Source organism: Corallococcus exercitus (genome assembly GCF_042231735.1).
GTDB classification, from domain to species: Bacteria; Myxococcota; Myxococcia; order Myxococcales; family Myxococcaceae; genus Corallococcus; species Corallococcus exercitus_B.
This window is the reverse complement of the sequence record NZ_CP102577.1, coordinates 9,704,165-9,731,128: the sequence shown is the minus strand read 5'-3', so window position 1 is coordinate 9,731,128 and position 26,964 is coordinate 9,704,165. Positions and strand designations below refer to the sequence as shown.

Sequence of the window (26,964 nt, the reverse complement as noted above, 5' to 3'; positions counted from 1 at the left end):
GCCCGTCCAGGCCGAGGGTTTCACCCTGGGGACGCCTCTCCGGGGCCGGCCGGTGACCAGCCAGGGGGACGGGGGCTAGGTGGGGCTCGGGGTGGTGACGGGTGGGAGTTCGCCCGCCGGGGGGGCGGCCCGCCACAGGCGCCTGGCCGTGGCGGCCATGAACACCCCCATGGTGCCATTGAGGTACAGCCACACGGTGTGCAGGTGCTGCTTCGCGACCCAGAACCACACCATCAACGCGATGTTGAGGGCGAAGACGAGCGCCACCACGCCCAGCGCCGACACGATGCCCGCCCGCCGCTTGAAGATGAGCAGCAGGATGGTGAGGGGGTTGAGGACGGTGAACAGCTCGTTCACGACGACGAAGCCCATGGGCAGCGGATCCGCCGGGTCGTTCGCGAAGAGGCCGAACTTCGCCACGGTGAGGATGTGGATCAGCGAGCCCACGGAGAAGCACACGAACCACACGGCCAGGATGAGGCGGTTGGGCCATGGCGAGCCCCCGCGGGATGTCTCGGATGTTTCAACGGTCATGACTTGTCCTCCAGGGCCTCGCGCAACAGCGTGGCCACGTGCCGCACGTACGGCTCCTGCATGAGCTGATGGTGTCCCCCAGGGACGTCCCTCACGTCCAGTCCCCCCCGGACCCAGGGCTCCCAGCCCCGGTGGCGAGGCACCCCGGAGGTAGGCGTCGCCTCCGTGGCGGCGAGGAGCAGGGCCGGGCCCTCGTAGGGGCCGGGGGTATAGCGGTCCATGGCGCGCAGGTTGGCCTGGTAGACGCGGAACAGGGCGCGCAATTGCTCGCGGCCCGTCGCTTCCTCCAGGAGGCCGGCCTGGACGCCCACGGCGAGGAGCGTCCCCAGCATGGCGTCGTCGTCCATGCGCTCCAGGGCCTCGTCCGGCACGGGCAGGGTCAGGGAGAAGGCCTGGGCCACCGTCTGGGCGAAGGCGACGCGCACGCTGGCGTCGGGGTCCTTCTTCGGGGCCTCGGCGGAAGGCTGCTGGACGCCGGGAACGAAGGCGTCCACGAGCGCCAGCAGGCCCACGGGCTGTCCCTGGGCGCGCAGCTGACGAGCCATCTCGAAGGCGATGACGCCGCCGAGTGACCAGCCGGCGAGGAGGTAGGGCCCCTCCGGCTGCTCCGCGCGGATGGCGTCCACGTACAGGGCCGCCATCTCCTCCACGGTCTCCACGACGGCATGGCCCACCTGGAGGCCCCGCGCCTGGATGCCGATGACGGGCTGGTGGGGCCCCAGGAGCCGCGCCAGCTCCGGGTACGCGAGCACGTTGCCGCCACCCGGATGGACGAGGAACAGGGGCCTGCGGCCCGGCTCGCCCTTCTCCAGCGGGACGAGCGGCGACCACGCTCCGGCTTCGTCGCGCAGCAGCTTCGCCAGCTCCTCCACGGTGGGGTGCTGGAAGAGCGCGGCCAGGGGCACTTCGCGGCCCAGGCGTTCGCGCAGCTCCGCCACCATGCGGACCGCGAGCAGCGAGTGGCCTCCCAGCGCGAAGAAGCTGGTGCGGACACCGATGGGCTGCACGCCCAAGACCTCCTCCCACACCTTGACGAGCTGGGACTCCAGCGCGTCACGGGGCGCGACGAAGTCCTCGGCCTGGGACCTGGAGACGTCCAGGTCCGGCAGGGCCTTGCGGTCCACCTTGCCATTGGAGTTGAGCGGCAGTGCCTCCAGCACCATCACCGTGCCCGGCACCATGTACTCCGGCAGCCGCTGACGCAGGCTGGCCTTCAGGGCTTCCGCTTCCAGCGTCGCGCCTGCCTTCGGTGCCACGTACGCGACGAGCCGCTTCTCCGCGCCCTCCCCCTTCGCCACGACTACCGCTTCCTTCACCGACTCCTGCTGGCGCAGGGCGGCTTCGACTTCGCCCAGCTCGATGCGGAAGCCTCGCACCTTCACCTGGAAGTCGACTCGGCCCAGGTACTCCAGCACGCCGTCCGCCCGGTACCGCACCCGGTCTCCCGTGCGGTACATGCGGCTGCCCTCGGGCCCGTAGACTTCTGGCAGGAACTTCTCCGCCGTCAGCTCCGGCCTCAGCAGGTAGCCGCGCGCCTGACCTTCTCCCGCCAGGTACAGCTCTCCGGCGACACCCACGGGCACCGGCTGGAGGTAGCGGTCCAGCACGTATGCCCGCGTGTTGGTGAGAGGCCGGCCGATGTTCGGCACTTCTTCGCGCCCCACCAGCGACCACGTCGAGTACGTCGTGTCCTCTGACGGGCCGTACAGGTTGTACAGCTTGCGCACCGTGGGGATGCCGTACACGGCCTTTGACAGCGTCTCTGGCAGCGCTTCGCCCGCGAGGTTCACCACGCGCACCGACGGCGGCACCGCTCCCAGGCGTACCAGTTGCGCCATCGCCGAGGGCACCGTGTTGATGAGCGTGACTTCCGCCTCGGGCTTCTCCTCCACCAGGTGCAGGGCATTGCGCACCACCACCACGCTGCCGCCCCTTACCAGTGGCGCGAAGAGCTCGAAAACGGAGAGGTCGAAGTTCAGGCTCGTCGCCGCGAGCACCGCCTTCGTCTCCTCCTCCGTGAACGTCTCCGTCGCCCAGGCCAGGAAGGCCACGGCGTTCCGGTGCGTCACGGCTACGCCCTTCGGACGGCCCGTGCTTCCCGACGTGTAGATGAGGTACGCCACGTTCTCCGGGCGCACTCCCGACGTCACCGGGCAGCAGGTCTCGTCCGCCCAGTCCTCTTCACGGTCCAGGCACACGGCCTGCGCGCTGAAGGCAGGCAACGACTCCAGCAGGTGCGAGTGCGCCACCAGCGCGGGGCCCTGCGCGTCTTCCAGCAGCCAGCCCAAGCGCTCCTTCGGGTAGCTCGGGTCCAGCGGCACGTATGCGCCGCCGGCCTTGAGGATGCCCAGCGTTCCCACCACGACGTCCGCCGTGCGCTCCACGCACAGGCCGACTCGTGACTCCGGGCCCACGCCCAGCTTGCGCAACCGGTGCGCCAACTGGTTCGCCCTTGCCTCCACTTCGCGATACGTCAGCCGCTGCTTGCCGCTCACCACCGCGACGGCCTCCGGAGTGCGCTTCGCTTGCGCCTCGAAGAGCTGCGGGATGGTTGCGTCGCGCGCGTATTCCGCCTGCGACTGATTCCACGTCACCAGCACCTGCTGACGCTCCGCGGGCGTGAGTAGGGGCAATCGGCCCACGGACTCCTCCGGCTGCGCCACCACGCCTTCCAGCAGCACGCGCAGGTGCTCCACCATCCGGCGCACCGTCTCGGCTTCGAACAGCTCGGTGCTGTACTCCACCGATCCGCTCAGCCCCTGCGGGGTCTCCGTGAAGAAGACGCTCACGTCGAACTTCGACGTGCGCCCTTCGAAGTCCACGGGCTTGAGCGTCATTCCGGGCAGCCGGGCTTCACCCACGGGCACGTTCTGGAGCGCGAGCAGCGTCTGGAACAGCGGCGTGTGGCTGCGGCTGCGCTCGGGCTGGAGCGCCTCCACCAGCTTCTCGAAGGGCACCTCCTGGTGCTCCTGCGCCTCCAGGACCGTCTCACGCACCTGCTGGAGCAGGCCCCGGAAGCTGGGGTCTCCGGACAGGTCCGTCCGCAGCACCAGCGTGTTGACGAAGAAGCCGATGAGGCCCTCCACTTCCGTGCGCGTGCGGCCCGCGATGGGCGACCCCACGCTGATGTCCGTCTGGCCGGAGTAGCGCGACAGCAGCACCTGCCAGCCCGCCAGCAGCACCATGTACAGCGAGGCGCCTTCGCGCTGCGCGAGACCTCGCAGCCCCTGGGCCAGCGATTGAGGCCAGAGGAAGCCCTGGGTCGCACCCGCGTTGCCTCGCACCGCGGGACGCGGACGGTCCGTGGGCAGTTCCAGCACCGGCGGCGCACCGGCGAGCTTCTGCTTCCAGTAGTCCACTTCCCTCTGGAGCGTCGTGCCCTGCAACCAGCCGCGCTGCCACGTCGCGTAGTCCGCGTACTGCACCGGCAGTTCCGGCAGCGGTGAGGGAAGGCCCTGCACGAAGGCCGCGTAGAGCGTACTGACCTCGCGGATCAGCACACCGAGCGACCACCCGTCCGACACGATGTGATGCATCGTGACGACGAGCACGTGCTCCCGTTCGGCCAGCTTCAGCAACAGCGCCCGGATCAGCGGGCCGTGTGCCAGTTCGAAGGGCCGCAGCACTTCCTGCTCCACGCGCCGCTGGAGCGCGGGGGCGTTCGACGTCAGGTCGTCCACCGCCAGCTTGAAGGTGCTGTCGAACGTGGTCCGTTGCACCGGCTCCGGGTTGCCCGCGATGAACGTCGTGCGCAGGGCCTCGTGGCGGCGCACCACCTCCTGCAGGGCCCGCTTCAGCGCGCCCACGTCCAGGTCACCTTCCAGCCGCACCGCCACCGGCACGTTGTAGAGCGCCGTGCCCGGCTCCAGCTGGTCGATGAACCACAGCCGCTGCTGCGCGAACGACAGCGGCAACGGTGCTTCCCGTGACACGGGCACGAGGGCCGGTGCCCTCGCGCGTCCGGACTTCTCCAGCCGGCGAGCGAGTGACTCCACCGTCGGCGCTTCGAACAACGCGCGCAACGGCAGCTCCGCGCCCGTCTCCATGCGCACCCGTGACACCACCTGCGTCGCGAGCAGCGAGTGGCCACCGAGCGCGAAGAAGTCGTCCCTCACGCCCACCCGCGGCACGCGCAGCACTTCCGCCCAGATGGCCGTCAGCTTTGCTTCCGTCTCCGTGCGCGGCGCTTCGTACGTACTTCCGGCCTTCGGCGCTTCCGGCTCCGGCAGGGCCTTGCGGTCCACCTTGCCGTTGGAGTTGAGCGGAAGGGCCTCCAGCACCACCACCGCGCCCGGCACCATGTACTCCGGCAGCCGCTGACGCAGGCTCGCCTTCAGTGCCTCCGCTTCCAAAGTCGCGCCTGCCTTCGGTGCCACGTACGCGACGAGCCGCTTCTCCGCGCCCTCCCCCTTCGCCACCACCACCGCTTCCTTCACCGACTCCTGCTGGCGCAGCGCGGACTCCACTTCGCCCAGCTCGATGCGGAAGCCTCGCACCTTCACCTGGAAGTCCACCCGGCCCAGGTACTCCAGCACGCCGTCCGCCCGGTACCGCACCCGGTCCCCCGTGCGGTACATGCGGCTGCCTTCAGGCCCGTAGACTTCTGGCAGGAACTTCTCCGCCGTCAGCTCCGGCCTCAGCAGGTAGCCGCGCGCCTGGCCTTCTCCTGCCAGGTACAGCTCTCCGGCCACACCCACGGGCACCGGCTGGAGGTAGCGGTCCAGTACGTAGGCCCGCGTGTTGGTGAGAGGCCGACCGATGTTTGGCACTTCTTCGCGCCCCACCAGCGACCACGTCGAGTACGTCGTGTCCTCTGACGGGCCATACAGGTTGTACAGCTTGCGCACCGTCGGCACCGCGTACACCTGCCTCGCCAGCGTCTCCGGCAGCGCTTCACCCGCGAGGTTGATGACTTGCACCGACGACGGCACCGCTCCCAGGCGCACCAGTTGCGCCATCGCGGACGGCACCGTGTTGATGAGCGTGACTTCCGCCTCGGGCTTCTCCTCCACCAGGTGCAGGGCATTGCGCACCACCACCACGCTGCCGCCCCTTACCAGCGGTGCGAAGAGTTCGAAAACGGAGAGGTCGAAGTTCAGGCTCGTCGCCGCGAGCACCGCCTTCGTCTCCTCCTCCGTGAACGTCTCCGTCGCCCACGCGAGGAAGGCCGCCGCGTTCCGGTGCGTCACCGCCACGCCCTTCGGACGCCCGGTGCTTCCCGACGTGTAGATGAGGTACGCCACGTTCTCCGGGCGCACTCCCGACGTCACCGAGCAGCAGGACTCGTCCGCCCAGTCCTCTTCACGGTCCAGGCACACCGCCTGGGCGCTGAAGGTAGGCAGCGACTCCAACAGGTGTGAGTGCGCCACCAGCGCAGGGCCCTGCGCATCCTCCAACAGCCAGCCCAGCCGATCCTTCGGGTAGCTCGGGTCCAGCGGCACGTATGCGCCGCCTGCCTTCAGGATGCCCAGCGTCCCCACCACCACGTCCGCCGTGCGCTCCACGCACAGGCCCACTCGTGACTCCGGGCCCACGCCCAGCTTGCGCAGCCGGTGGGCCAACTGGTTCGCCCTCGCCTCCACCTCCCGGTACGTCAGGTGCTGCTTGCCGCTCACCACCGCCACGGCATTCGGGGTGCGCTTCGCCTGCGCCTCGAAGAGCTGCGGAATCGTCGCGTCGCGCGCGTACTCCGCCTGCGACTGATTCCACTGCACCAGCACCTGCTGGCGCTCCTCGGGCGTGAGGAGGGGCAGCCGGCCCACCGCTGCCTCCGGCTTCGCCACCATGCCTTCCAGCAACACGCGCAGGTGTTCCACCATCCGGCGCATCGTCTCGGCTTCGAACAGGTCGGTGCTGTACTCCACTGATCCGCTCAGCCCCTGCGGGGTCTCCGTGAAGAAGACGCTCACGTCGAACTTCGACGTGCGGCCTTCCAAGGCCAGGGGCTTGAGCACCAGCCCCGGGAGCTGGGCCTCGTCGATGGGCACGTTCTGGAGCGCCAGCAGCGTCTGGAACAGCGGCGTATGGCTCAGGCTGCGCTCGGGATGCAGCGCTTCCACCAGCTTCTCGAAGGGCACGTCCTGGTGCTCGTACGCGCCCAGCACCGTCTCCCGCACCTGCGCGAGCAACGCCCGGAAGGACAGGTCCCCCTCCACCTGCGCGCGCAGCACCAGCGTGTTGACGAAGAAGCCGATGAGGCCCTCCACCTCCGCGCGCGTGCGGCCCGCGATGGGCGAACCCACGCTGATGTCCGTCTGGCCGGAGTAGCGCGACAGCAGCACCTGCCATCCCGCCAGCAACACCATGAACAGCGACACGCCCTCCTTCTGGGCGAGCGCGCCCAGCCCGCGCGACAGCTCCGGGGACAGCATGAAGCCCAGCGTCGTGCCGGCGTTGGTGCGCACCGCCGGACGCGGACGGTCCGTGGGCAGTTCCAGCACCGGCGGCGCCCCCGTGAGCGACTGCTTCCAGTAGGCCACTTCGCGCTGAAGCGTCTCATCCCGCAGCCAGTCCCGCTGCCAGGCCGCGTAGTCCGCGTACTGCACCGGCAGCGGAGGCAAGCTCGCCTCCAGCCCCCGTGACCGCGCGGTGTACAGCATGACGAGCTCCCGCAGCAGGACGCCCACCGACCATCCGTCGGAGACGGAGTGGTGGATCGTGACGACGAGCACGTGGTCGCGCGCGTCCAGGCGCACCAACAGCGCGCGCACGAGCGGGCCCCGCATCAGGTCGAAGGGCCGGGCCATCTCCTCCAGCACCCGGCGTCGGGCCTCCTCCTCCCCCGCTTCACCGGACATCCCCAGGTCCACGAGGCGCAGCGGCACGTCCACGGACGCGTGGATGCGCTGGACCGGCTGGCCCGCTTCCTCTTCGAACGTCGTGCGCAGGGCTTCATGGCGGCGCACGACCCCGTGCAGGGCCTGCTCCAGCGCCGAGGCGTCCAGGTCGCCCTCCAGCCGCACCACCGTCGGCACGTTGTAGAGCGGGCTGCCCGGCTCCAGCTGGTCGATGAACCAGAGCCGCTGCTGGGCGAACGACAACGGCAGCGACGCGGGACGCGCCCCGGCGCTCAGCATCGGCACGCCGGAGCGTCCCAGCTGGCTGAGCCGCAGCGCCAGCGCTTCCACCGTGGGCGCCTCGAACAGCAGGCGCAACGGCATCTCCACGCCCAGCGCCATGCGGATGCGCGACACCACCTGCGTCGCCAGCAGCGAGTGGCCGCCCAGCGCGAAGAAGTTGTCCTTCACGCCCACGCGCTCCAGGCGCAGCACCTCCGCCCAGACGGTCGCGACCTTCGCCTCCGTCACGGTGCGCGGGGCCACGTAGGCGTTGCCCAGGCGGGCGGCCTCCGGCTCCGGCAATGCCCTGCGGTCCACCTTGCCATTCGCGTTGAGCGGCATCGCGTCCAGCAGCAGCAACGCCGAGGGGATCATGTACTCGGGCAACCCCTGGAGCAGGCCCGTGCGCAGTGTGTCCACGTCCAGCGCGTGGCCTTCCTTCGCCACGACGTAGCCTACGAGCCGCTTGTCGGCGCCGTCGCCCCGCACCAACACCACCGCCTCGCTCACGCCCGGCTGCCGCGCCAGCGCGGTTTCGACCTCGCCCAGCTCGATGCGGAAGCCGCGCACCTTCACCTGGGCGTCGATGCGGCCGATGAAGTCCAGCTGGCCATCCGCGCGCCAGCGCACCACGTCGCCCGTACGGTAGAGACGGGCGCCCTCTTCACCTGAGAAGGCGTCCGGGATGAAGCGCTCGGCGGTGAGGCCCGGCCGTCCCGCGTACCCACGCGCGACGCCCACGCCACCGATGTGCAGCTCGCCGCGCACGCCCATGGGCACCGGCTGCCCGTGCGGGTCGAGCACGTAGACGCGCACGTTCGCCAAGGGCTTGCCGATGGAGGGCACGTTTCCATCCGCGACCACCTCGCCGAACGTGGCGACGACGGTGGCTTCCGTGGGGCCGTACGTATTGAGCAGACGCCGCCCCGGAGCCCAGCGCGCGACGACCTCCGCGGGCAGGGCCTCCCCGCCGGAGATGACGGTGCGCACCTTGGACAGCCCTTCGGACGACGTAGCCGCCAGCGCCGCGGGGGTGAGGCTGACGACACTCAACTCCTGCTCACGCAGCAGCACGGGCAGGGGCGCGCCCGGCATCAACTTCTCCAGCGGGGCGAGCACCAGCGTGGCGCCGTTGCAGAGCGTGGTGAAGATCTCCTCCACCGACAGGTCGAAGCTGAGGCTCGCGAACTGGAGCACGCGGCTGCCGGGCCCGATGCCGTAGGCCACCGCCTCGTGGGTGACGAGGTTGGCGACACCGCGGTGTTCCACCGCCGTGCCCTTCGGCGTCCCCGTACTGCCGGACGTGTAGAGCAGGTACGCCAGGTTCGCGGGCGTCACACCTGTCATGGGCGCATGCGCAGGCGCTTCGGCGAGAGCACCGCGCTCCGTGTCCAGGCAGAGCGCCCGGGCATGCAGCGCCTCCGGGAAGCGGGCCACCAGTGCTTGCTGCGTGACGAGCACCTGCACGGCGCTGTCCTCCAGCATGAAGGCCAGACGCTCACGGGGCAGCAGCGGATCCACGGGCACCCAGGCGCCACCGGCCTTCAGGATGCCGAGGAGGCCGATGACGACATCGAGCGAACGCTCGACGCTGAGGGCGACGCGGACTTCCGGACCCACGCCACGACGGCGCAGGGCATGGGCGAGCTGATTGGCGCGCGCATCCAGCTGCGCATACGTCAGCTGCGTCCCCTCGAAGACCGCAGCCACTGTCTCTGGCGCGCGACGGACCTGCGCCTCGAAGAGCGAATGCACGCACGCCTCGGGGAACGGCGCCCGCGTGGCGTTCCACGTCACCAGCATCTCGCGGCGCTCGGCGCCGGTCAGCAGGGGCAGGCGGGACACGCGCGTGTCCGGACGCTCCACCGCGCCTTCGAGGAGCGTGATCCAATGCGTGACCATCCGCTGGATGGTGCCCGCGTCGAACAACTCCGTGCTGTACTCCAGGGCACCCGAGATCCCGCGAGGCCCCTCCATGAGCGTCACGCTCAGGTCGAACTTCGCGATGGGGCTCTCCGCCTCCACTGGCTTGAGGGCCAGGTCCGGCAGCCGCAGCTCGCCCTGAGGCACGTTCTGCAGGGCCAGCATCGTCTGGAAGAGCGGCGTGTGGCTGAGGCTGCGCTCCGGCTGCAGCGCCTCCACCAGCTTCTCGAACGGCACCTCCTGGTGCTCGTACGCGTCCAGGACCGTCTCGCGCACCTGGGCGAGCAGTTCGCGGAAGGACAGGCGGCCCTCCACGTTCGCGCGCAGCACCAGCGTGTTGACGAAGAAGCCGATGAGCCCCTCCAGCTCCGCGCGTGTGCGGCCCGCGATGGGCGAGCCCACACTGATGTCCGTCTGGCCGGAGTAGCGCGCCATCAGCACCTGCCACCCGGCGAGCAGCACCATGTACAGCGACCCGCCCTCACGCTGGGCCAGGGCGCCAAGGCCTTCAGCCAGCCGCTGGGACAGGGTGAAGGCGTGCGCCGCCCCCGCGATGCCCCGTTCGGGAGGACGCGGACGGTCCGTGGGCAGCTCCAGCACCGGCGGCGCGCCGGCGAGCTTCTGCTTCCAGTAGTCCACCTGCCGAGCCAGGACGTCGCCCTGGAGCCGGCCGCGCTGCCAGGCGGCGTAGCGCGCGTACTGCACGGGCAGCTCGGGGAGGGGTGACGGCTTTCCCGAGACGAAGGCCGCGTACAGCGCGCCCACTTCGCGGATCAACACGCCCAGCGACCAGCCGTCCGACACGATGTGGTGCATCGTCACCACGAGGACGTGCTCGCGCTCCCCGAGCGTGAACAGCTGGGTGCGGATCAACGGCCCACGGCCCAGGTCGAACGGACGGAGCATCTCCTGCTCCACCTGCCGGTGGGCCTCCGCCTCACGGCGGGCTTCATCAACGGTCCGCAGGTCCACCCGGCCCAGCTCCAGCGACGCCGTGGGGTGGATGACCTGGATGGCCTGACCGCCGCGCTCCTCGAAGGTGGTCCTCAGGGAGTCATGGCGACGCACGACCTCGTGCAGGGCCCGCTCCAGGGCCGTCACGTCCAGCGCGCCCTCCAGCCGCACCGCCACGGGCACGTTGTAGAGCGCTGTGCCTGGCGCCATCTGGTCGATGAACCACAGCCGCTGCTGCGCGAATGACAGCGGAGACACCGTGCCCATGGACGTGTCGCCCAGCAGGAACTCCTGGGCTCGGTTCGCCGTCTCCAGCCGTCGGGCCAGGGCCTCGAGGGTGGGAGCCTCGAACATTGCCCGCAGCGGCAGCTCCGCGCCGGTCTCCGTCCGGATGCGCGATACCACCTGCGTCACCAGCAGCGAGTGGCCTCCCAGCGCGAAGAAGTCGTCCTTCACGCCCACCCGCGGGACGCGCAGCACTTCCGCCCAGATGGCCGCCAGCGTCGCTTCCGCCGTCGTGCGCGGGGCTTCGTACGTGCGGGTGGAGGCCGGGGCCTCCGGCTCCGGCAGGGCCTTGCGGTCCACCTTGCCGTTGGAGTTGAGCGGCAGGGCCTCCAGCACCACCACCGCGCCCGGCACCATGTACTCCGGCAGCCGCTGACGCAGGCTGGCCTTCAGGGCCTCTGCTTCCAACGTCGCACCTGCCTTCGGTGCCACGTACGCGACAAGGCGCTTCTCCGCGCCCTCCCCCTTCGCCACCACCACCGCTTCCTTCACCGCCTCCTGCTGGCGCAGCGCGGACTCCACTTCGCCCAGCTCGATGCGGAAGCCTCGCACCTTCACCTGGAAGTCCACCCGGCCCAGGTACTCCAGCACTCCGTCCGCCCGGTACCGCACCCGGTCCCCCGTGCGGTACATGCGGCTGCCTTCAGGCCCGTAGACTTCTGGCAGGAACTTCTCCGCCGTCAGCTCCGGCCTCAGCAGGTAGCCGCGTGCCTGGCCTTCTCCTGCCAGGTACAGCTCTCCGGCGACACCCACCGGTACGGGCTGGAGGTACTTGTCCAGCACGTACGCCCGAGTGTTGGTGAGAGGCCGGCCGATGTTCGGCACCTCTTCGCGCCCCACCAGCGACCACGTTGAGTACGTCGTGTCCTCTGACGGGCCGTACAGGTTGTACAGCTTGCGTACCGTCGGCACCGCGTACACCTGCTTCGCCAGTGTCTCCGGCAGGGCTTCACCCGCAAGGTTCACCACCCGCACCGACGGAGGTACGGCATTCAGCCGTACCAACTGCGCCATCGCCGAGGGCACCGTGTTGATGAGCGTGACTTCCGCTTCGGGCTTTTCTTCCGCCAGGTGCAGGGCATTGCGCACCACCACCACGCTGCCGCCCCTTACCAGCGGCGCGAAGAGCTCGAAGACGGAGAGGTCGAAGTTCAGGCTCGTCGCCGCGAGCACCGCCTTCGTCTCCTCCTCCGTGAACGTCTCCGTCGCCCAGGCCAGGAAGGCCACGGCGTTCCGGTGCGTCACGGCCACGCCCTTCGGACGGCCCGTGCTTCCCGACGTGTAGATGAGGTACGCCGCGTTCTCTGGATGCAGTCCTGCTTCCGGCGCCTCTTTCGGCTCCGCAGGCAACGTCGCATCCGTGTCCAGGCACACCGCCTGCGCGGTGAAGGCAGGCAGCGACTCCAGCAGGTGCGAGTGCGCCACCAGCGCGGGGCCCTGCGCGTCTTCCAGCAGCCAGCCCAGACGCTCCTTCGGGTAGCTCGGGTCCAGCGGCACGTATGCGCCGCCTGCCTTCAGGATGCCCAGCGTTCCCACCACGACGTCCGCCGTGCGCTCCACGCACAGGCCCACTCGCGACTCCGGGCCCACGCCCAGCTTGCGCAGCCGGTGGGCCAGCTGGTTCGCCCTCGCCTCCACTTCCCGGTACGTCAGGTGCTGCTTGCCGCTCACCACCGCCACGGCATCCGGAGTGCGCTTCGCCTGCGCCTCGAAGAGCCGCGGAATCGTCGCGTCGTGGGCGTACTCCGCCTGCGACTGGTTCCACGTCACCAGCACCTGCTGACGCTCCGCCTCCGTCAGCAGCGGCAACCGGCCCACTGCCTCGTCCGGCTTCGCCACCACGCCTTCCAGCAGCACGCGCAGGTGCTCCGTCATCCGGCGCACCGTCGCGGCTTCGAACAGGTCGGTGCTGTACTCCACCGACCCGAGCAACCCACCCGGCGTCTCCATGAAGAAGAGGCTCAGGTCGAACTTCGACGTCGCGCCCTCGAACTTCACGGGCTTGAGCGTCATTCCTGGCAGGTGGGTTTCGCTGTCGGGCAGGTTCTGGAGTGCCAACAACACCTGGAACAGGGGCGTGTGACGCCGGTCGCGCTCGGGCTGGAGTGCTTCCACCAGCTTCTCGAACGGCACCTGTTGGTGGTCCTGCGCTTCCAGGACCGTCTCACGGACCTGCTTCAGGAGCGCACCGAAGGAGGCGCCACCGGACACCTGCGTCCGCAGCACCAGCGTGTTGACGAAGAAGCCGATGAGGCCCTCCACCTCCGTGCGCGTGCGGCCCGCGATGGGCGAGCCCACGCTGATGTCCTCCTGCCCCGAGTACCTCGACAGCAGGACCTGCCAGCCCGCGAGCAGCACCATGTACAGCGAGGCGCCGTCGCGCTTCCCCAGCTCCCGCAGCACCTGGACCAGCGACTGCGGCCAGAGGAAGTTCAGCGTCGCACCCGCACTGCCTCGCACCGGCGGACGGGGATGATCCGTGGGCAGCTCCAGCACCGGCGGCGCGCCCGCGAGCTTCCGCTTCCAGTAGTCCACCTCCCGCTGGAGCGTCGCCCCCTGCAACCAGTCCCGCTGCCAGGCCGCGAAGTCCCCATACTGCACGGGAAGCTCCGGCAACGGCGACGGACGGCCCTCCGTGAAGGCCGCGTACAGCAGGCCCATCTCCCGCACGAGCACACCCAGCGACCAGCCGTCCGACACGATGTGATGCATCGTGACGACCAGCACGTGCCCGGCGTCCCCCAGCTTCAGCAGGAGTGCCCGGAACAGCGGGCCGCGCGACAGGTCGAACGGCGTCAACACCTCCTGCTCGATCCGCTTTCGGGCCTGTTCCTCCCGTTGCAGCACATCCCCTGCGGACAACTCCACCCGGTCCAGGCGCAAGGCCATGTCCGCGTGGATGACCTGGATGGGTTGACCATCCTGTTCCGCGAAGGTCGTCCGCAGCGTTTCATGGCGCTGCACCACCGTGCGCAGCGCCCGCTCCAGGACGTCCTGGCGCAGTGCTCCCTCCAATCGCACCGCCACGGGGACGTTGTAGAGCGCCGTGCCCGGCTCCAGCTGGTCGATGAACCACAGCCGCTGCTGCGCGAACGACAGCGGCCGGGCGGAACCTCCCTGCCTCCGCCCCATCGCCGTCATGTTCGAGAACGCGCTCTGCTCCAGCCGGCGAGCAAGCGACTCCACCGTGCGCGCTTCGAACAACGCGCGCAACGGCAGCTCCGCGCCCGTCTCCATGCGCACCCGTGACACCACCTGCGTCGCGAGCAGCGAGTGGCCACCGAGCGCGAAGAAGTCGTCCCTCACGCCCACCCGCGGCACGCGCAGCACTTCCGCCCAGATGGCCGTCAGCTTTGCTTCCGTCTCCGTGCGCGGCGCTTCGAATGTGCTTCCGGCCTTCGGTGCCTCCGGCTCCGGCAGGGCCTTGCGGTCCACCTTGCCGTTGGAGTTGAGCGGCAGTGCCTCCAGCACCATCACCGTGCCCGGCACCATGTACTCCGGCAGCCGCTGACGCAGGCTCGCCTTCAGGGCCTCGGCTTCCAAAGTCGCGCCTGCCTTCGGCGCCACGTACGCGACGAGCCGCTTCTCCGCGCCCTCCCCCTTCGCCACCACCACCGCTTCCTTCACTGCCTCCTGCTGGCGCAGCGCGGACTCCACTTCGCCCAGCTCGATGCGGAAGCCTCGCACCTTCACCTGGAAGTCCACCCGGCCCAGGTACTCCAGCACTCCGTCCGCCCGGTACCGCACCCGGTCTCCCGTGCGGTACATGCGGCTGCCTTCAGGCCCGTAGACTTCTGGCAGGAACTTCTCCGCCGTCAGCTCCGGCCTCAGCAGGTAGCCACGTGCCTGGCCTTCTCCTGCCAGGTACAGCTCTCCGCCCACACCCACGGGCACCGGCTGGAGGTAGCGGTCCAGTACGTAGGCCCGCGTATTCGTCAGCGGCCGGCCGATGTTCGGCACCTCCGCGCGCCCCACCAGCGACCACGTCGAGTACGTCGTGTCCTCTGACGGGCCGTACAGGTTGTACAGCTTGCGCACCGTCGGCACCGCGTACACCTGCTTCGCCAGTGTCTCCGGCAGCGCTTCGCCCGCGAGGTTGATGACTTGCACCGATGGCGGCACCGCGCCCATGCGCACCAGTTGCGCCATCGCCGAGGGCACCGTGTTGATGAGCGTGACTTCAGCCTCGGGTTTCTCCTCCGCCAGGTGCAGGGCATTGCGCACCACCACCACGCTGCCGCCCCTTACCAGCGGCGCGAAGAGCTCGAAGACGGAGAGGTCGAAGTTCAGGCTCGTCGCCGCGAGCACCGCCTTCGTCTCCTCCTCCGTGAACGTCTCCGTTGCCCACGCGAGGAAGGCCACGGCGTTCCGGTGCGTCACCGCCACGCCCTTCGGGCGGCCCGTGCTTCCCGACGTGTAGATGAGGTACGCCACATTCTCCGGGCGCACTCCCGACGTCACCGGGCAGCAGGTTTCGTCCGCCCAGTCTTCTTCACGGTCCAGGCACACGGCCTGCGCGCTGAAGGCAGGCAACGACTCCAGCAGGTGCGAGTGCGCCACCAGTGCTGGGCCCTGCGCGTCTTCCAGCAGCCAGCCCAAGCGCTCCTTCGGGTAGCTCGGGTCCAGCGGCACGTATGCGCCACCGGCCTTGAGGATGCCCAGCGTTCCCACCACGACGTCCGCCGTGCGCTCTACGCACAGGCCCACTCGCGACTCCGGGCCCACGCCCAGCTTGCGCAGCCGGTGGGCCAGCTGGTTCGCCCTCGCCTCCACTTCCCGGTACGTCAGGTGCTGCTTGCCGCTCACCACTGCCACGGCATTCGGGGTGTGCTTCGCCTGCGCCTCGAAGAGCTGCGGAATCGTCGCGTCGCGGGCGTACTCCGCCTGCGACTGATTCCACTTCACCAGCACCTGCTGGCGCTCCTCGGGCGTGAGCAGGGGCAGCCGGCCCACCGCTGCCTCCGGCTTCGCCACCACGCCTTCCAGCAGCACGCGCAGGTGCTCCGTCATCCGGCGCACCGTCTCGGCTTCGAACAACTCGGTGCTGTACTCCACCGCTCCACTCAGTCCCTGCGCCGTCTCCGTGAAGAAGACGCTCACGTCGAACTTCGACGTGCGGATCTCCAGCTCCAGCGGCTTCATCGTGAGGCCGGGCAGCCGTGCTTCTCCCTCCGGCGTGTTCTGCAGCGCCAGCAGGGACTGGAAGAGTGGCGTGTGGCTCAGACTGCGCTCGGGCTGCAGCGCCTCCACCAACTTCTCGAAGGGCACGTCCTGGTGCTCGTAGGCCTCCAGCACCGTGCCTCGGACCTGCTTCAGCAAGTCACGGAAGGACGTCTCTCCATCCACCTGGGCACGTAGCACCAGCGTGTTGACGAAGAAGCCGATGAGCCCTTCCAGCTCCGCCCGCGTCCGGCCCGCGATGGGCGAACCCACGCTGATGTCCGTCTGCCCCGAGTAGCGCGACAGCAGCACCTGCCATGCCGCCAGCAACACCATGTACAGCGACGCACCCTCGCGCTGCGCCAGGGCCTTCAGCCCCTGCTCCAGCGCGGAGGGCAGCACGAAGGCCTGGACCGCGCCCGCGTTGCCTCGCACCGCGGGACGCGGATGATCCGTGGGCAGCTCCAGCACCGGCGGCGCCCCGGCGAGCGCCCCCTTCCAGAAGTCCACTTCCTTCTGAAGCGTCTCCCCTCGCAACCAACCGCGCTGCCACGCCGCGTAGCCCGCGTACTGCAAGGGCAGCTCCGGCAGCGGCGACGGGCGCCCTTCCGTGAAGGCGGCGTACAACGCCCCCACTTCGCGGATCAGCACTCCCAGCGACCAGCCGTCCGACACGATGTGGTGCATCGTGATGAGCAGCACATGGTCCGTGCTTCCCAGCCGCAGCAGGCTCGCGCGGATGAGTGGCCCCCTGTGCAGGTCGAAGGGCTCCGCAAGCTCCGCTCCGATCCTGCGACGGACCTCCTCCTCCCGCTGAGCGCTGTCCAGCGTTCCCAGGTCGACCTCCGCCATGCCGAGGCGTACATCGGGCTGGATGCGCTGCACGGGCTGGCCTTCGTGCAAGTCGAACGTCGTGCGGAGGGACTCGTGGCGGCGCACGACCTCACGCAGAGCCCATTCCAGGGCTCCCACGTCCAGCTCGCCTTCCAGGCGTACCGCGACGGGCACGTTGTAGAGCGCCGTGCCCGGCTCCAACTGGTCGATGAACCACAGCCGCTGCTGCGCGAACGACAGGGGCGCCGGTCCACCGTTCAGGGTGGCCTCGAGCACCGAGGGCAGCGGACGCGCGGCCGTGTCCACCCGTCGGGCCAGGGCCTCAAGGGTGGGAGCCTCGAACAGCGACCGCAGGGGCAGCTCCGCGCCCAGTTCCGAGCGGATCCGCGACACCACCTGCGTCGCGAGCAGCGAGTGCCCACCGAGCGAGAAGAAGTTGTCCCCGAGCCCAACCCTGGGCACCCGCAGGACCTCCGCCCAGATGGCCGCCAGCTTTCGCTCCGCCTCCGTGCGGGGCGCTTCGTACTCGCGCTCCGAGCGCGCCACTTCGAGCTCAGGCAGGGCCTTGCGGTCCACCTTGCCATTGGCCGTGAGCGGCAGCGCTTCCAGCACGCCCATCGCCGACGGCACCATGTACTCCGGCAACCGCTGCCGCAGCTCCGACTCCACCGCCTTCGGGTCGATGTTCTGCCCCGGCTTCGCCACGAGGTACGCGACGAGGCGTTTGTCGCCGCCCACCTCCCGCACGATCGCCGTGGCCTCCGCGACGCCCTCGTGCTTCAGGAGCGCCGCTTCGATTTCGCCCAGCTCGATGCGGAAGCCACGCACCTTCACCTGGAAGTCGGTGCGGCCCAGGAACTCCAGCGTGCCGTCCTCCTTCCACCGCGCCTTGTCTCCGGTGCGGTACAGCCGCGCGCCGGGCTCCGTGCTGAAGGCGTTCGGCACGAAGCGCTCCGCCGTCAGGTCCGCACGGTTGAGGTAGCCCCACGCCAGGCCCTCGCCGCCCACGTACAGCTCGCCCGGCACGCCTACGCCCGCCACGTCTCCGCGCGCGTCCAGCACGTATGCCATCGAGTTCCCGATCGGCTTGCCGATGGGCACCGAGGCCGTAAGGGCCGAGTCGCGCGTCAGCGTGTACGTGGTGGAGAAGGTGGTGTTCTCCGTCGGGCCGTAGCCGTTCACCAGCACCGCGCCTTCCGGCAGCCGCTTCAGGTGCTCGCGCACGCGCGGGGCCGGCAGTACGTCGCCGCCCGCCAGCACCTGCGATACACCGGCCAGCGCTTCCACCTGGTGCAGCGCCATCTGCTCGTACAGCGCCGCCGTCAGCCACAGGGTGCTGATGCGCTCCTGCTTCAACAGCGCGCCCAGTTCCTCCAGCGTCAGCGCGTGCGGCGGGGCCAATACCAACTTCGCTCCGTGCAGCAGCGCGCCCCACAGCTCCAACGTCGACGCATCGAAGGCCACTGGCGCCAGTTGCAGCCAGACTTCCTCCGGCCCGAAGCGCAGGAAGTCATTGCCCACCACCAGCCGCGTGATGCCCCGGTGCGGAATGCTCACGCCCTTCGGACGCCCCGTGCTCCCCGACGTGAACATCACGTACGCCAGGTCTTCCGCGCCCACCTCTCCCTGCGGCGCAGTCTCCGGCTGACGGACAACCTCACTCCATGCCGTATCCAGCAGCAGCGGTGTGCCCGCGCCTGCTGGCAGCTTCTCCACCAGCGACTGCTGCGTCAGCGTCACTTCGACGCCCGCATCCTCCAGCAGCAGCGCGATGCGCTCCGCCGGGTAGTTGCGATCCACCGGGACGTACGCACCTCCGGCCTTCAAGATGGCCAGCAGCCCCGCCACCATCTCCAACGAGCGCTCCACGTACACGCCCACCCGCGTGCCGCGCTTCACGCCCTGGCCCCGCAGGTGGTGCGCCAGCTGGTTCGCCTTCGCGTCCAGCTCGCCGTACGTCAGCGTCCGCCCGTCCTGCGCCTTGAGCGCCACCGCGTCCGGCGTCTTCCTCGCCTGTGCCTCGAAGCGCGCGTGCACCGGCAGCTCGCGGGGGTACTGCGTGGCCGTCTGGTTCCACGTCACCAGCACCTGCTGGCGCTCCGCGGGCGTGAGCAGGGGCAGCCGACCCACCGCTGCCTCCGGCTTCGCCACCACGCCTTCCAGCAGCACGCGCAGGTGTTCCACCATCCGGAGCACCGTCGCGGCTTCGAACAGCTCGGTGCTGTACTCCACCGCTCCACTCAAGCCCTGCGCCGTCTCCGTGAAGAAGACGCTTACGTCGAACTTCGACGTGCGGATCTCCAGTTCCAGCGGCTTCATCGTGAGGCCGGGCAGCCGTGCTTCTCCTTCCGGCGTGTTCTGCAGCGCCAGCAGGGACTGGAAGAGGGGCGTGTGGCTCAGACTGCGCTCGGGCTGCAGCGCCTCCACCAGCTTCTCGAAGGGCACGTCCTGGTGCTCGTAGGCCTCCAGCACCGTGCCTCGGACCTGCTTCAGCAAGTCACGGAAGGACGTCTCTCCATCCACCTGGGCACGTAGCACCAGCGTGTTGACGAAGAAGCCGATGAGCCCTTCCAGCTCCGCCCGCGTCCGGCCCGCGATGGGCGAACCCACGCTGATGTCCGTCTGCCCCGAGTAGCGCGACAGCAGCACCTGCCATGCCGCCAGCAACACCATGTACAGCGACGCACCCTCGCGCTGCGCCAGGGCCTTCAGCCCCTGCTCCAGCGCGGAGGGCAGCACGAAGGCCTGGACCGCGCCCGCGTTGCCTCGCACCGCGGGACGCGGATGATCCGTGGGCAGCTCCAGCACCGGCGGCGCCCCGGCGAGCGCCCCCTTCCAGAAGTCCACTTCCTTCTGGAGCGTCTCCCCTTGCAGCCAACCGCGCTGCCACGCCGCGTAGCCCGCGTACTGCAAGGACAGCTCCGGCAGCGGCGACGGGCGCCCTTCCGTGAAGGCGGCGTACAACGCCCCCACTTCGCGGATCAGCACTCCCAGCGACCAGCCGTCCGACACGATGTGGTGCATCGTGATGAGCAGCACATGGTCCGTGCTTCCCAGCCGCAGCAGGCTCGCGCGGATGAGTGGCCCCCTGTGCAGGTCGAAGGGCTCCTCCAGTTCGGCTCCGAGCCGACGCCGGACCTCTTGCTCCCGCTGCTCGCTGTCGATTCCCTCGAGATCTACGTCCGCCACCTGCAGGCGCGCATGGGGATGGATGTGCTGCACGGGCTGGCCTTCGTGCAGCTCGAACGTCGTGCGGAGGGATTCGTGGCGCCGGACGATTTCGTCCAGGGCTCGCACCAGCGCGCCCCGCTGCAAGGTGCCCTGCAACCGGACCGCGACGGGCACGTTGTAGATCGCGCTTCCGGGTTCCAGCTGATCGATGAACCACAGGCGCTGCTGCGCGAACGACAGGGGCGGCGCCCCATCACTCGCGACGGACTCCAGCGCCGAGGGGCGCGGACGCGCGGCTGTTGCCAGCCGCTCGGCCAGGACTTCCAGCACGGGAGCCTCGAAGAGGACTCGCAACGAGAGTTCCACTCCCAGCTCCGCGCGGATCCGCGACACCACCTGCGTCGCCAGCAGCGAGTGCCCACCGAGCGAGAAGAAGTTGTCCTTCACGCCCACCCTGGGCACGCGCAGGACCTCCGCCCAGATGGCCGCCAGCTTTCGCTCCGCCTCCGTGCGGGGTGCCTCGTAGGCGGTGCCTGCCTCGTGCGCGTCCAGCGCCACGAGGGCCTTGCGGTCCACCTTGCCATTGGCCGTGAGCGGCAGCGCATCCAGCACGCCCATCGCCGACGGCACCATGTACTCCGGCAACCGCTGCCGCAGCTCCGACTCCACCGCCTTCGGGTCGATGTGCTGCCCCGGCTTCGCCACGAGCCAGGCGATGAGCCGCTTGTCGCCGCCCACCTCCCGCACGATCGCCGTGGCCTCCGCGACGCCCTCGTGCTTCAGGAGCGCCGCTTCGATTTCGCCCAGCTCGATGCGGAAGCCACGCACCTTCACCTGGAAGTCGGTGCGGCCCAGGAACTCCAGCGTGCCGTCCTCCTTCCACCGCGCCTTGTCTCCGGTGCGGTACAGCCGCGCGCCAGGCTTCGTGCTGAAGCCGTTCGGGACGAAGCGTTCCGCCGTCAGGTCCGACCGGTTGAGGTAGCCCCATGCGAGGCCTTCGCCTCCGACGTACAGCTCACCCGGCACGCCTACGCCCGCTACGTCCCCGTGCGCATCCAGCACGTATGCCGTCGAGTTCCCGATCGGCTTGCCGATGGGGACCGAGGCCGTAAGGGCCGTGTCACGCGTCAGCGTGTACGTGGTGGAGAAGGTGGTGTTCTCCGTCGGGCCGTAGCCGTTCACCAGCACCGCGCCGTGCGGAAGGCGCTTCAGGTGTTCACGCACGCGCGGGACCGGCAGCACGTCTCCGCCCGCCAGCACCTGCGATACGCCAGCCAGTGCCTCCACCTGGTGCAGCGCCATCTGCTCGTACAGCGCCGCCGTCAGCCACAGCGTGCTGATGCGCTCCTTCTTCAAGAGCCCGCCCAGCTCCTCCAGCGTCAGCGCGTGCGGCGGCGCCAGCACCAGCTTCGCTCCGTGCAGCAGCGCGCCCCACAGCTCCAACGTCGATGCGTCAAAGGCCACTGGCGCCAGTTGCAGCCAGACTTCCTCCGGCCCGAAGCGCAGGAAGTCGTTGCCCACCACCAGTCGGGCAATGCCCCGGTGCGGAACGCTCACGCCCTTCGGACGCCCCGTGCTCCCCGACGTGAACATCACGTACGCCAGGTCCTCAGCGCTCACTTCTCCCTGTGGCGCAGTCCGCGGCAGACGGGAGGCTTCGAACCATGCCGTATCCAGCGTCAGCGCCCGGCCTGCGCTCCTGGGCAGCTTCTCCACCAGCGACTGCTGCGTCAGCGTCACCCCGACGCCCGCGTCCTCCAGCATCAGCGCGATGCGCTCCGCCGGGTAGTTGCGGTCCACCGGGATGTACACACCTCCGGCCTTCAGGATGGCCAGCAGGCCCGCCACCATCTCCACCGAGCGCTCCACGTACACGCCCACTCGCGTGCCGCGCATCACTCCCTGGCTCCTCAGGTGGTGCGCCAGCTGGTTCGCCTTCGCGTCCAGCTCGGCGTACGTCAGTGTCCGGCCATCCTGCGCCTTGAGCGCCACCGCGTCCGGCGTCCTCCTCGCCTGCTCCGCGAAGAGCACGTGCACCGGTGTGGTGACCGTGGCCGCCGCCACCGTGCGGGTGCCACCGTCGAGGATCCGCTGCCGCTCCTCCGCGTCCACCATCGGCAGCCGGGACACGGCCTGCTCCGGACGCGACAGTGCCGCATCCAGGAGGACTCGCAGGTGCTCCACCATCCGGCGCACGGTCGCGGCGTCGAACAGCTCGGTGCTGTACTCGAGCGTTCCCCTCAGCCCTTCGCCCTCCTCCACGAAGAAGACGCTCAGGTCGAACTTCGACGTGCGGCTCTCCATCATCACCGGCTTGAGCGTCATGCCCGGCAAGCCCAGGTCGCCCTGAGGCACGTTCTGGAGCGCCAGCAGCGTCTGGAACAGCGGCGTGTGGCTCAGGCTGCGCTCGGGCTGCAGCGCCTCCACCAGCTTCTCGAAGGGCACGTCCTGGTGCTCGTAGGCCTCCAGCACCGTGCCCCGGACCTGCTTCAGCAAGTCACGGAAGGACGTCTCCCCGTCCACCTGCGCACGCAGCACCAGCGTGTTGACGAAGAAGCCGATGAGCCCTTCCAGCTCCGCTCGCGTCCGGCCCGCGATGGGCGAGCCCACGCAGATGTCCCGCTGGCCGCTGTAGCGCGACAGCAACACCTGCCAGCCCGCCAGCAGCACCATGTACAGCGAGGCACCCTCGCGCTGCGCCAGTGCGCGCAGACGCTGCGTCATCGCGGGGGACCACTGGAAGAAGTGCATCGCGCCCGCGTTGCCCCGCACCGCCGGGCGCGGACGGTCCGTGGGCAGGTCCAGGGCGGAGGGCGCGCCCTCGAGCCGGCCCTTCCAGAAGGCCACTTCGCGTTCGAGCGCGTCTCCCTGGAGCCAGCCGCGCTGCCAGGCCGCGTAGTCCGCGTACTGCAACGGCAGCTCCGGCAGGGAGGACGGCTGCCCCTGCACGAACGCCGAATACAGCGCGCCCATCTCCCGCACGAGCACGCCCAATGACCAGCCATCCGAGATGGCGTGGTGCATCGTGAGCGCGAGCAGGTGGTCCTGCGCGTCCAGCCGCACCAGCTGCGCGCGGACCAGCGGCCCGCTCATCAGGTCAAAGGGCCGCTGTCCCTGCGCCATCACGCGGCGGCGGGCCTCTTCCTCACGCAGGCCCGCTTCAAGGCCTTGCAGGTCCTCCACCTCCAGCGGCATCGCCGACGGCGGGTTCACGACCTGCACCGGGGTGCCTTCGTGCGCGGTGAACGTCGTGCGCAGCGCCTCGTGACGGCGCACCAGCTCATCGAGCGCCTGCTGGAGCACCGCGACGTCCAACCGCCCCTCCAGCCGGACCGCCAGCGGAACGTTGTAGAGCGGGCTGCCCGGCTCCAGCTGATCAATGAACCACAGGCGCTGCTGCGCGAACGACAACGGCAGGGACTGCTCGCGCGAGACGGACACCAGCGGCGGGGCGAGGGAGCGCGTGGCGCGCTCCAGGCGCAGCGCCAGGGCCTCCAGGGTGGCGGACTCGAACAGCTCCCGCAGGGGCAGCTCCACACCGAACCCGGCCCGGATCCGCGAAGCCACCTGCGTCGCCAGCAGCGAGTGACCGCCCAGCTCGAAGAAGTTGTCCTTCACGCCCACCTGGGGCACGCGCAGCACCTGCGCCCAGATGTCCGCCAGCTTCGCTTCCGTCTCCGTGCGGGGCGCCTCGTGGACCTTCTCCGAGCGCGGGGCCTCCGGCTCCGGCAGCGCCTTGCGGTCCACCTTCCCGTTGGCGCTGAGCGGCAACGCCTCCAGCACCATCAGGACGGCGGGCACCATGTACTCCGGCAGCCGCTGCCGCAGGTGTCCCCGGAGCTCCGCCACGTCGAGCGTCCGCCCCGGCTTCGGGACCCCATACCCCACCAGCTGCTTGTCCCCGCCCAGGCCGCGCACCACCACCGCGGCCTCCGCCACGTCGGGATGCTGGATGAGCGCCGCTTCGATTTCACCCAGCTCGATGCGGAAGCCACGCACCTTCACCTGGAAGTCGGTGCGGCCCAGGAACTCCAGCGTGCCGTCCTCCTTCCACCGCGCCTTGTCTCCGGTGCGGTACAGCCGCGCGCCGGGCTCCGTGCTGAAGGCGTTCGGCACGAAGCGCTCCGCCGTCAGGTCCGCACGGTTGAGGTAGCCCCACGCCAGGCCCTCGCCGCCCACGTACAGCTCACCCGGTACGCCCACGCCCGCGGCACCCCCGTGCGCGTCCAGCACGTACGCCGTCGAGTTGCCGATCGGCTTGCCGATGGGCACCGCGCCATCGAGCGCCGTCCGTCCCGTCATCGTGTACGTGGTGGAGAACGTGGTGTTCTCCGTCGGGCCGTACGCGTTCACCAGCACCGCGCCTTCCGGCAGCCGCTTCAGGTGCTCACGGGCTCGCTGCGCCGGCATCACGTCGCCGCCCGTCAGCACCTGCGTCACGCCCGCCAGCGCATCGCCCTGGTGCAGCGCCATCTGCTCGTACAGCGCCGTCGTCAGCCACAGCGTGCTGATGCGCTCCTTCTTCAAGAGCCCGCCCAGCTCCTCCAGCGTCAGCGCGTGTGGCGGCGCCAGCACCAGCTTCGCTCCGTGCAGCAGCGCGCCCCACAGCTCCAGCGTCGAGGCGTCGAACGCCACCGGGCCCGTCTGCGACCAGACCGCGTCCGGTCCGAAGCGCATGAAGCCGTTGCCCACCACCAGCCGCGTGATGCCCTGGTGAGGGACGCACACGCCTTTCGGGCGGCCCGTGCTGCCCGACGTGAAGATGATGTACGCGAGGTCCCCGCCCCCGGCCTCCACGTCCGGCGCCGTCTCCGGATGGCGGGAGAGGGCTTCCCACGCCGTGTCCACGCAGAGCGGTGCCCCCGCGCCAGCCGGCAGCTTCTCCACCAGTGACTGCTGCGTCAGCGTCACCTCGACGCCCGCGTCCTCCAGCAGCAGCGCGATGCGCTCCGCCGGGTAGTTGCGGTCCACCGGGACGTACGCGCCGCCCGCCTTCAGGATGGCCAGCAGCCCCACCACCATCTCCAGCGACCGCTCCACGTACACGCCCACCCGCGTGCCGCGCTTCACGCCCAGCTCGCGCAGGTGGTGCGCCAGCTGGTTCGCCTTCGCGTCCAGCTCGCCGTACGTCAGCGTCCGGCCATCCACGCCCTGCACGACCGCCGCCCGGTCCGGCGTCTTGCGCGCCTGCTCGGAGAAGAGCGCGTGCACCGGCTGTTCCCGCGGATACGCCGCCTGCGTCCGGTTCCAGTCCTCGGCCAGCAGGCGCTGCTCGGCGGGCCCCAGCATGGGCAGCCGGGCCACGGGCCTGCCGGGCTCGGCCACGGCGGACTCCAGCAGGCCGCGCAGGTGCTCCACCATCCGCGCGACGGTGGCGGCGTGGAAGAGGTCGGTGTCGTACTCCACGTAGCCGCTCAGGCTGCCGTCCGCCTCCGTGAGCTGGAGGAGCAGGTCGAACTTGGCGGTCTGCGTGTCGACCTCCATCGCGTTCAGCTTCAGGCCCTGCACGGCGACCGGGCCGCGCGGCGCGTTCTGCAGCGCGAACATCACCTGGAAGAACGGCGTGCGCCCCGAGTCGCGGTCCGGCTGGAGCGCCTCCACCAGCCGCTCGAAGGGCAGGTCCTGGTGGTCCGTCGCGCCCACCATCGTCTCGCGCACCTGGCGCAGCAGCCCCTGGAAGGACAGCTCCGGCGTGAAGCGCGAGCGCAGCACCAGCGTGTTGACGAACATGCCGATGAGGCCTTCAAGCTCCGAGCGCGTCCGCCCCGCCATGGGAGAGCCCACGCTCACGTCGTCCTGCCCGGAGTAGCGCGACAGCAGCGACTGCCACCCGGCCAGCAACACCATGAACAGCGTCGCGCCCTCCTGCTGCGCCAGCGTCCGGAGCGCGTCCGTCAGCTCGCGCGACCACTGGATGGGCGCGCGCGCGCCCCGGAAGCCGCGCGCCGGGGGCCGGGGCTTGTCCGTCGTCAGCTCCAGCGCGGGCGGAGCGCCCGAGAGCTGCCCGCGCCAGTACGCCAGCTGCTTCTCCAGCGCCGCGCCCTGCAACGTGTCCCGCTGCCACGCCGCGTAGTCCGCGTACTGCACGGCCAGCTCCGGCAGCGGCGATGGCTGGCCCTGCTGGAACGTGGCGTAGAGCACCGCCACCTCGCGCACGAGCACGCCCAGCGACCAGCCGTCGGAGACGATGTGGTGCATCGCCACCAGGAGCAGGTGATCCGCGTCCGCCAGCTTCACCAGCAGCGCGCGCATCAGCGGGCCCGTGGCGAGGTCGAAGGGGCGCAGCGCCCCTTCCTTCACCCGGCGCCAGGCCTCCGGCTCCCGGGCTTCCGCCGCGAGCGCGCTCACGTCCGTCCGCTCCAGCTCCAGCACGGGCGCTTCCGCGAAGTGCTGCACCGGCCCGCCATCGCCTCCCTGGAAGGTCGTGCGCAGCGACTCGTGCCGCCGCACCACCTCCCGCAGCGAGCGCTCCAGCACCGCCACGTCCAGCGCGCCCTCCAGCCGCACCGCCACGGGCACGTTGTAGAGCGGGCTGCCCGGCGCCAGCTGATCCATGAACCACAGCCGCTGCTGCGCGAAGGACAGCTCCGCCGGCCGCGAGCGGTCTCTCAGCGGGAAGGAGGCCCGGTTCGCCGCGCCCGAGGCCTGCTTCTGCGCGGCCATCTTCTTCAGCAGCTCCGCGCGCTTTTCCGGAGACAGATTCGCGATTCGCTTCGACAGATCACCGCTGCTGCTCATCGGATTGACTCCGCACCCTGGACGCGACGCGGCCCGGAAGGACGCCCGGACTCCGGACGCAGGGCCTTCGGGTCAATGTCGCCAAATGTCGATCACGCACGGCCTGCCGCTCGTCGCGCGAGCAGCGTGGGGGAGGCCATAAAACCTGCTGTTCACACTATTCGGTTGAACAGCGGCCTGCCATGCGTTCCATGACGCGCGGCCTGCCTGCTCTCCAGCGGGGCTGGAACAGGCCTGACACGTCCCGCGACGGGGCGAATGAAACAGGTGTTTCAGCCCCCGTCCCAGGATGGACGGGGTGGGTTTC

2 protein-coding genes are annotated in these 26,964 nt (G+C 70.0%); both read right to left on the bottom strand.

The window, feature by feature from the left end; all coding sequences use genetic code 11:
* Positions 1 to 75 precede the first annotated feature (75 nt).
* On the bottom strand, positions 76 to 534 hold the full coding sequence (locus NR792_RS39140; protein WP_375757786.1) for a hypothetical protein: 459 nt from the start codon (positions 532 to 534) through the stop codon (positions 76 to 78).
* Positions 531 to 26,657, bottom strand: coding sequence for a non-ribosomal peptide synthase/polyketide synthase (locus NR792_RS39135; RefSeq protein WP_375757785.1), 26,127 nt, complete (start codon positions 26,655 to 26,657; stop codon positions 531 to 533). The genes NR792_RS39140 and NR792_RS39135 overlap by 4 nt, the downstream gene beginning before the upstream one ends.
* Positions 26,658 to 26,964: the final 307 nt, after the last annotated feature.

What these genes read in the sequence shown, in the direction of transcription:
- NR792_RS39135 (WP_375757785.1), bottom strand. Translation starts at nt 26,657, where the DNA reads ATGAGCAGCAGCGGTGATCTGTCGAAGCGAATCGCGAATCTGTCTCCG.
- NR792_RS39140 (WP_375757786.1), bottom strand. Translation starts at nt 534, where the DNA reads ATGACCGTTGAAACATCCGAGACATCCCGCGGGGGCTCGCCATGGCCC.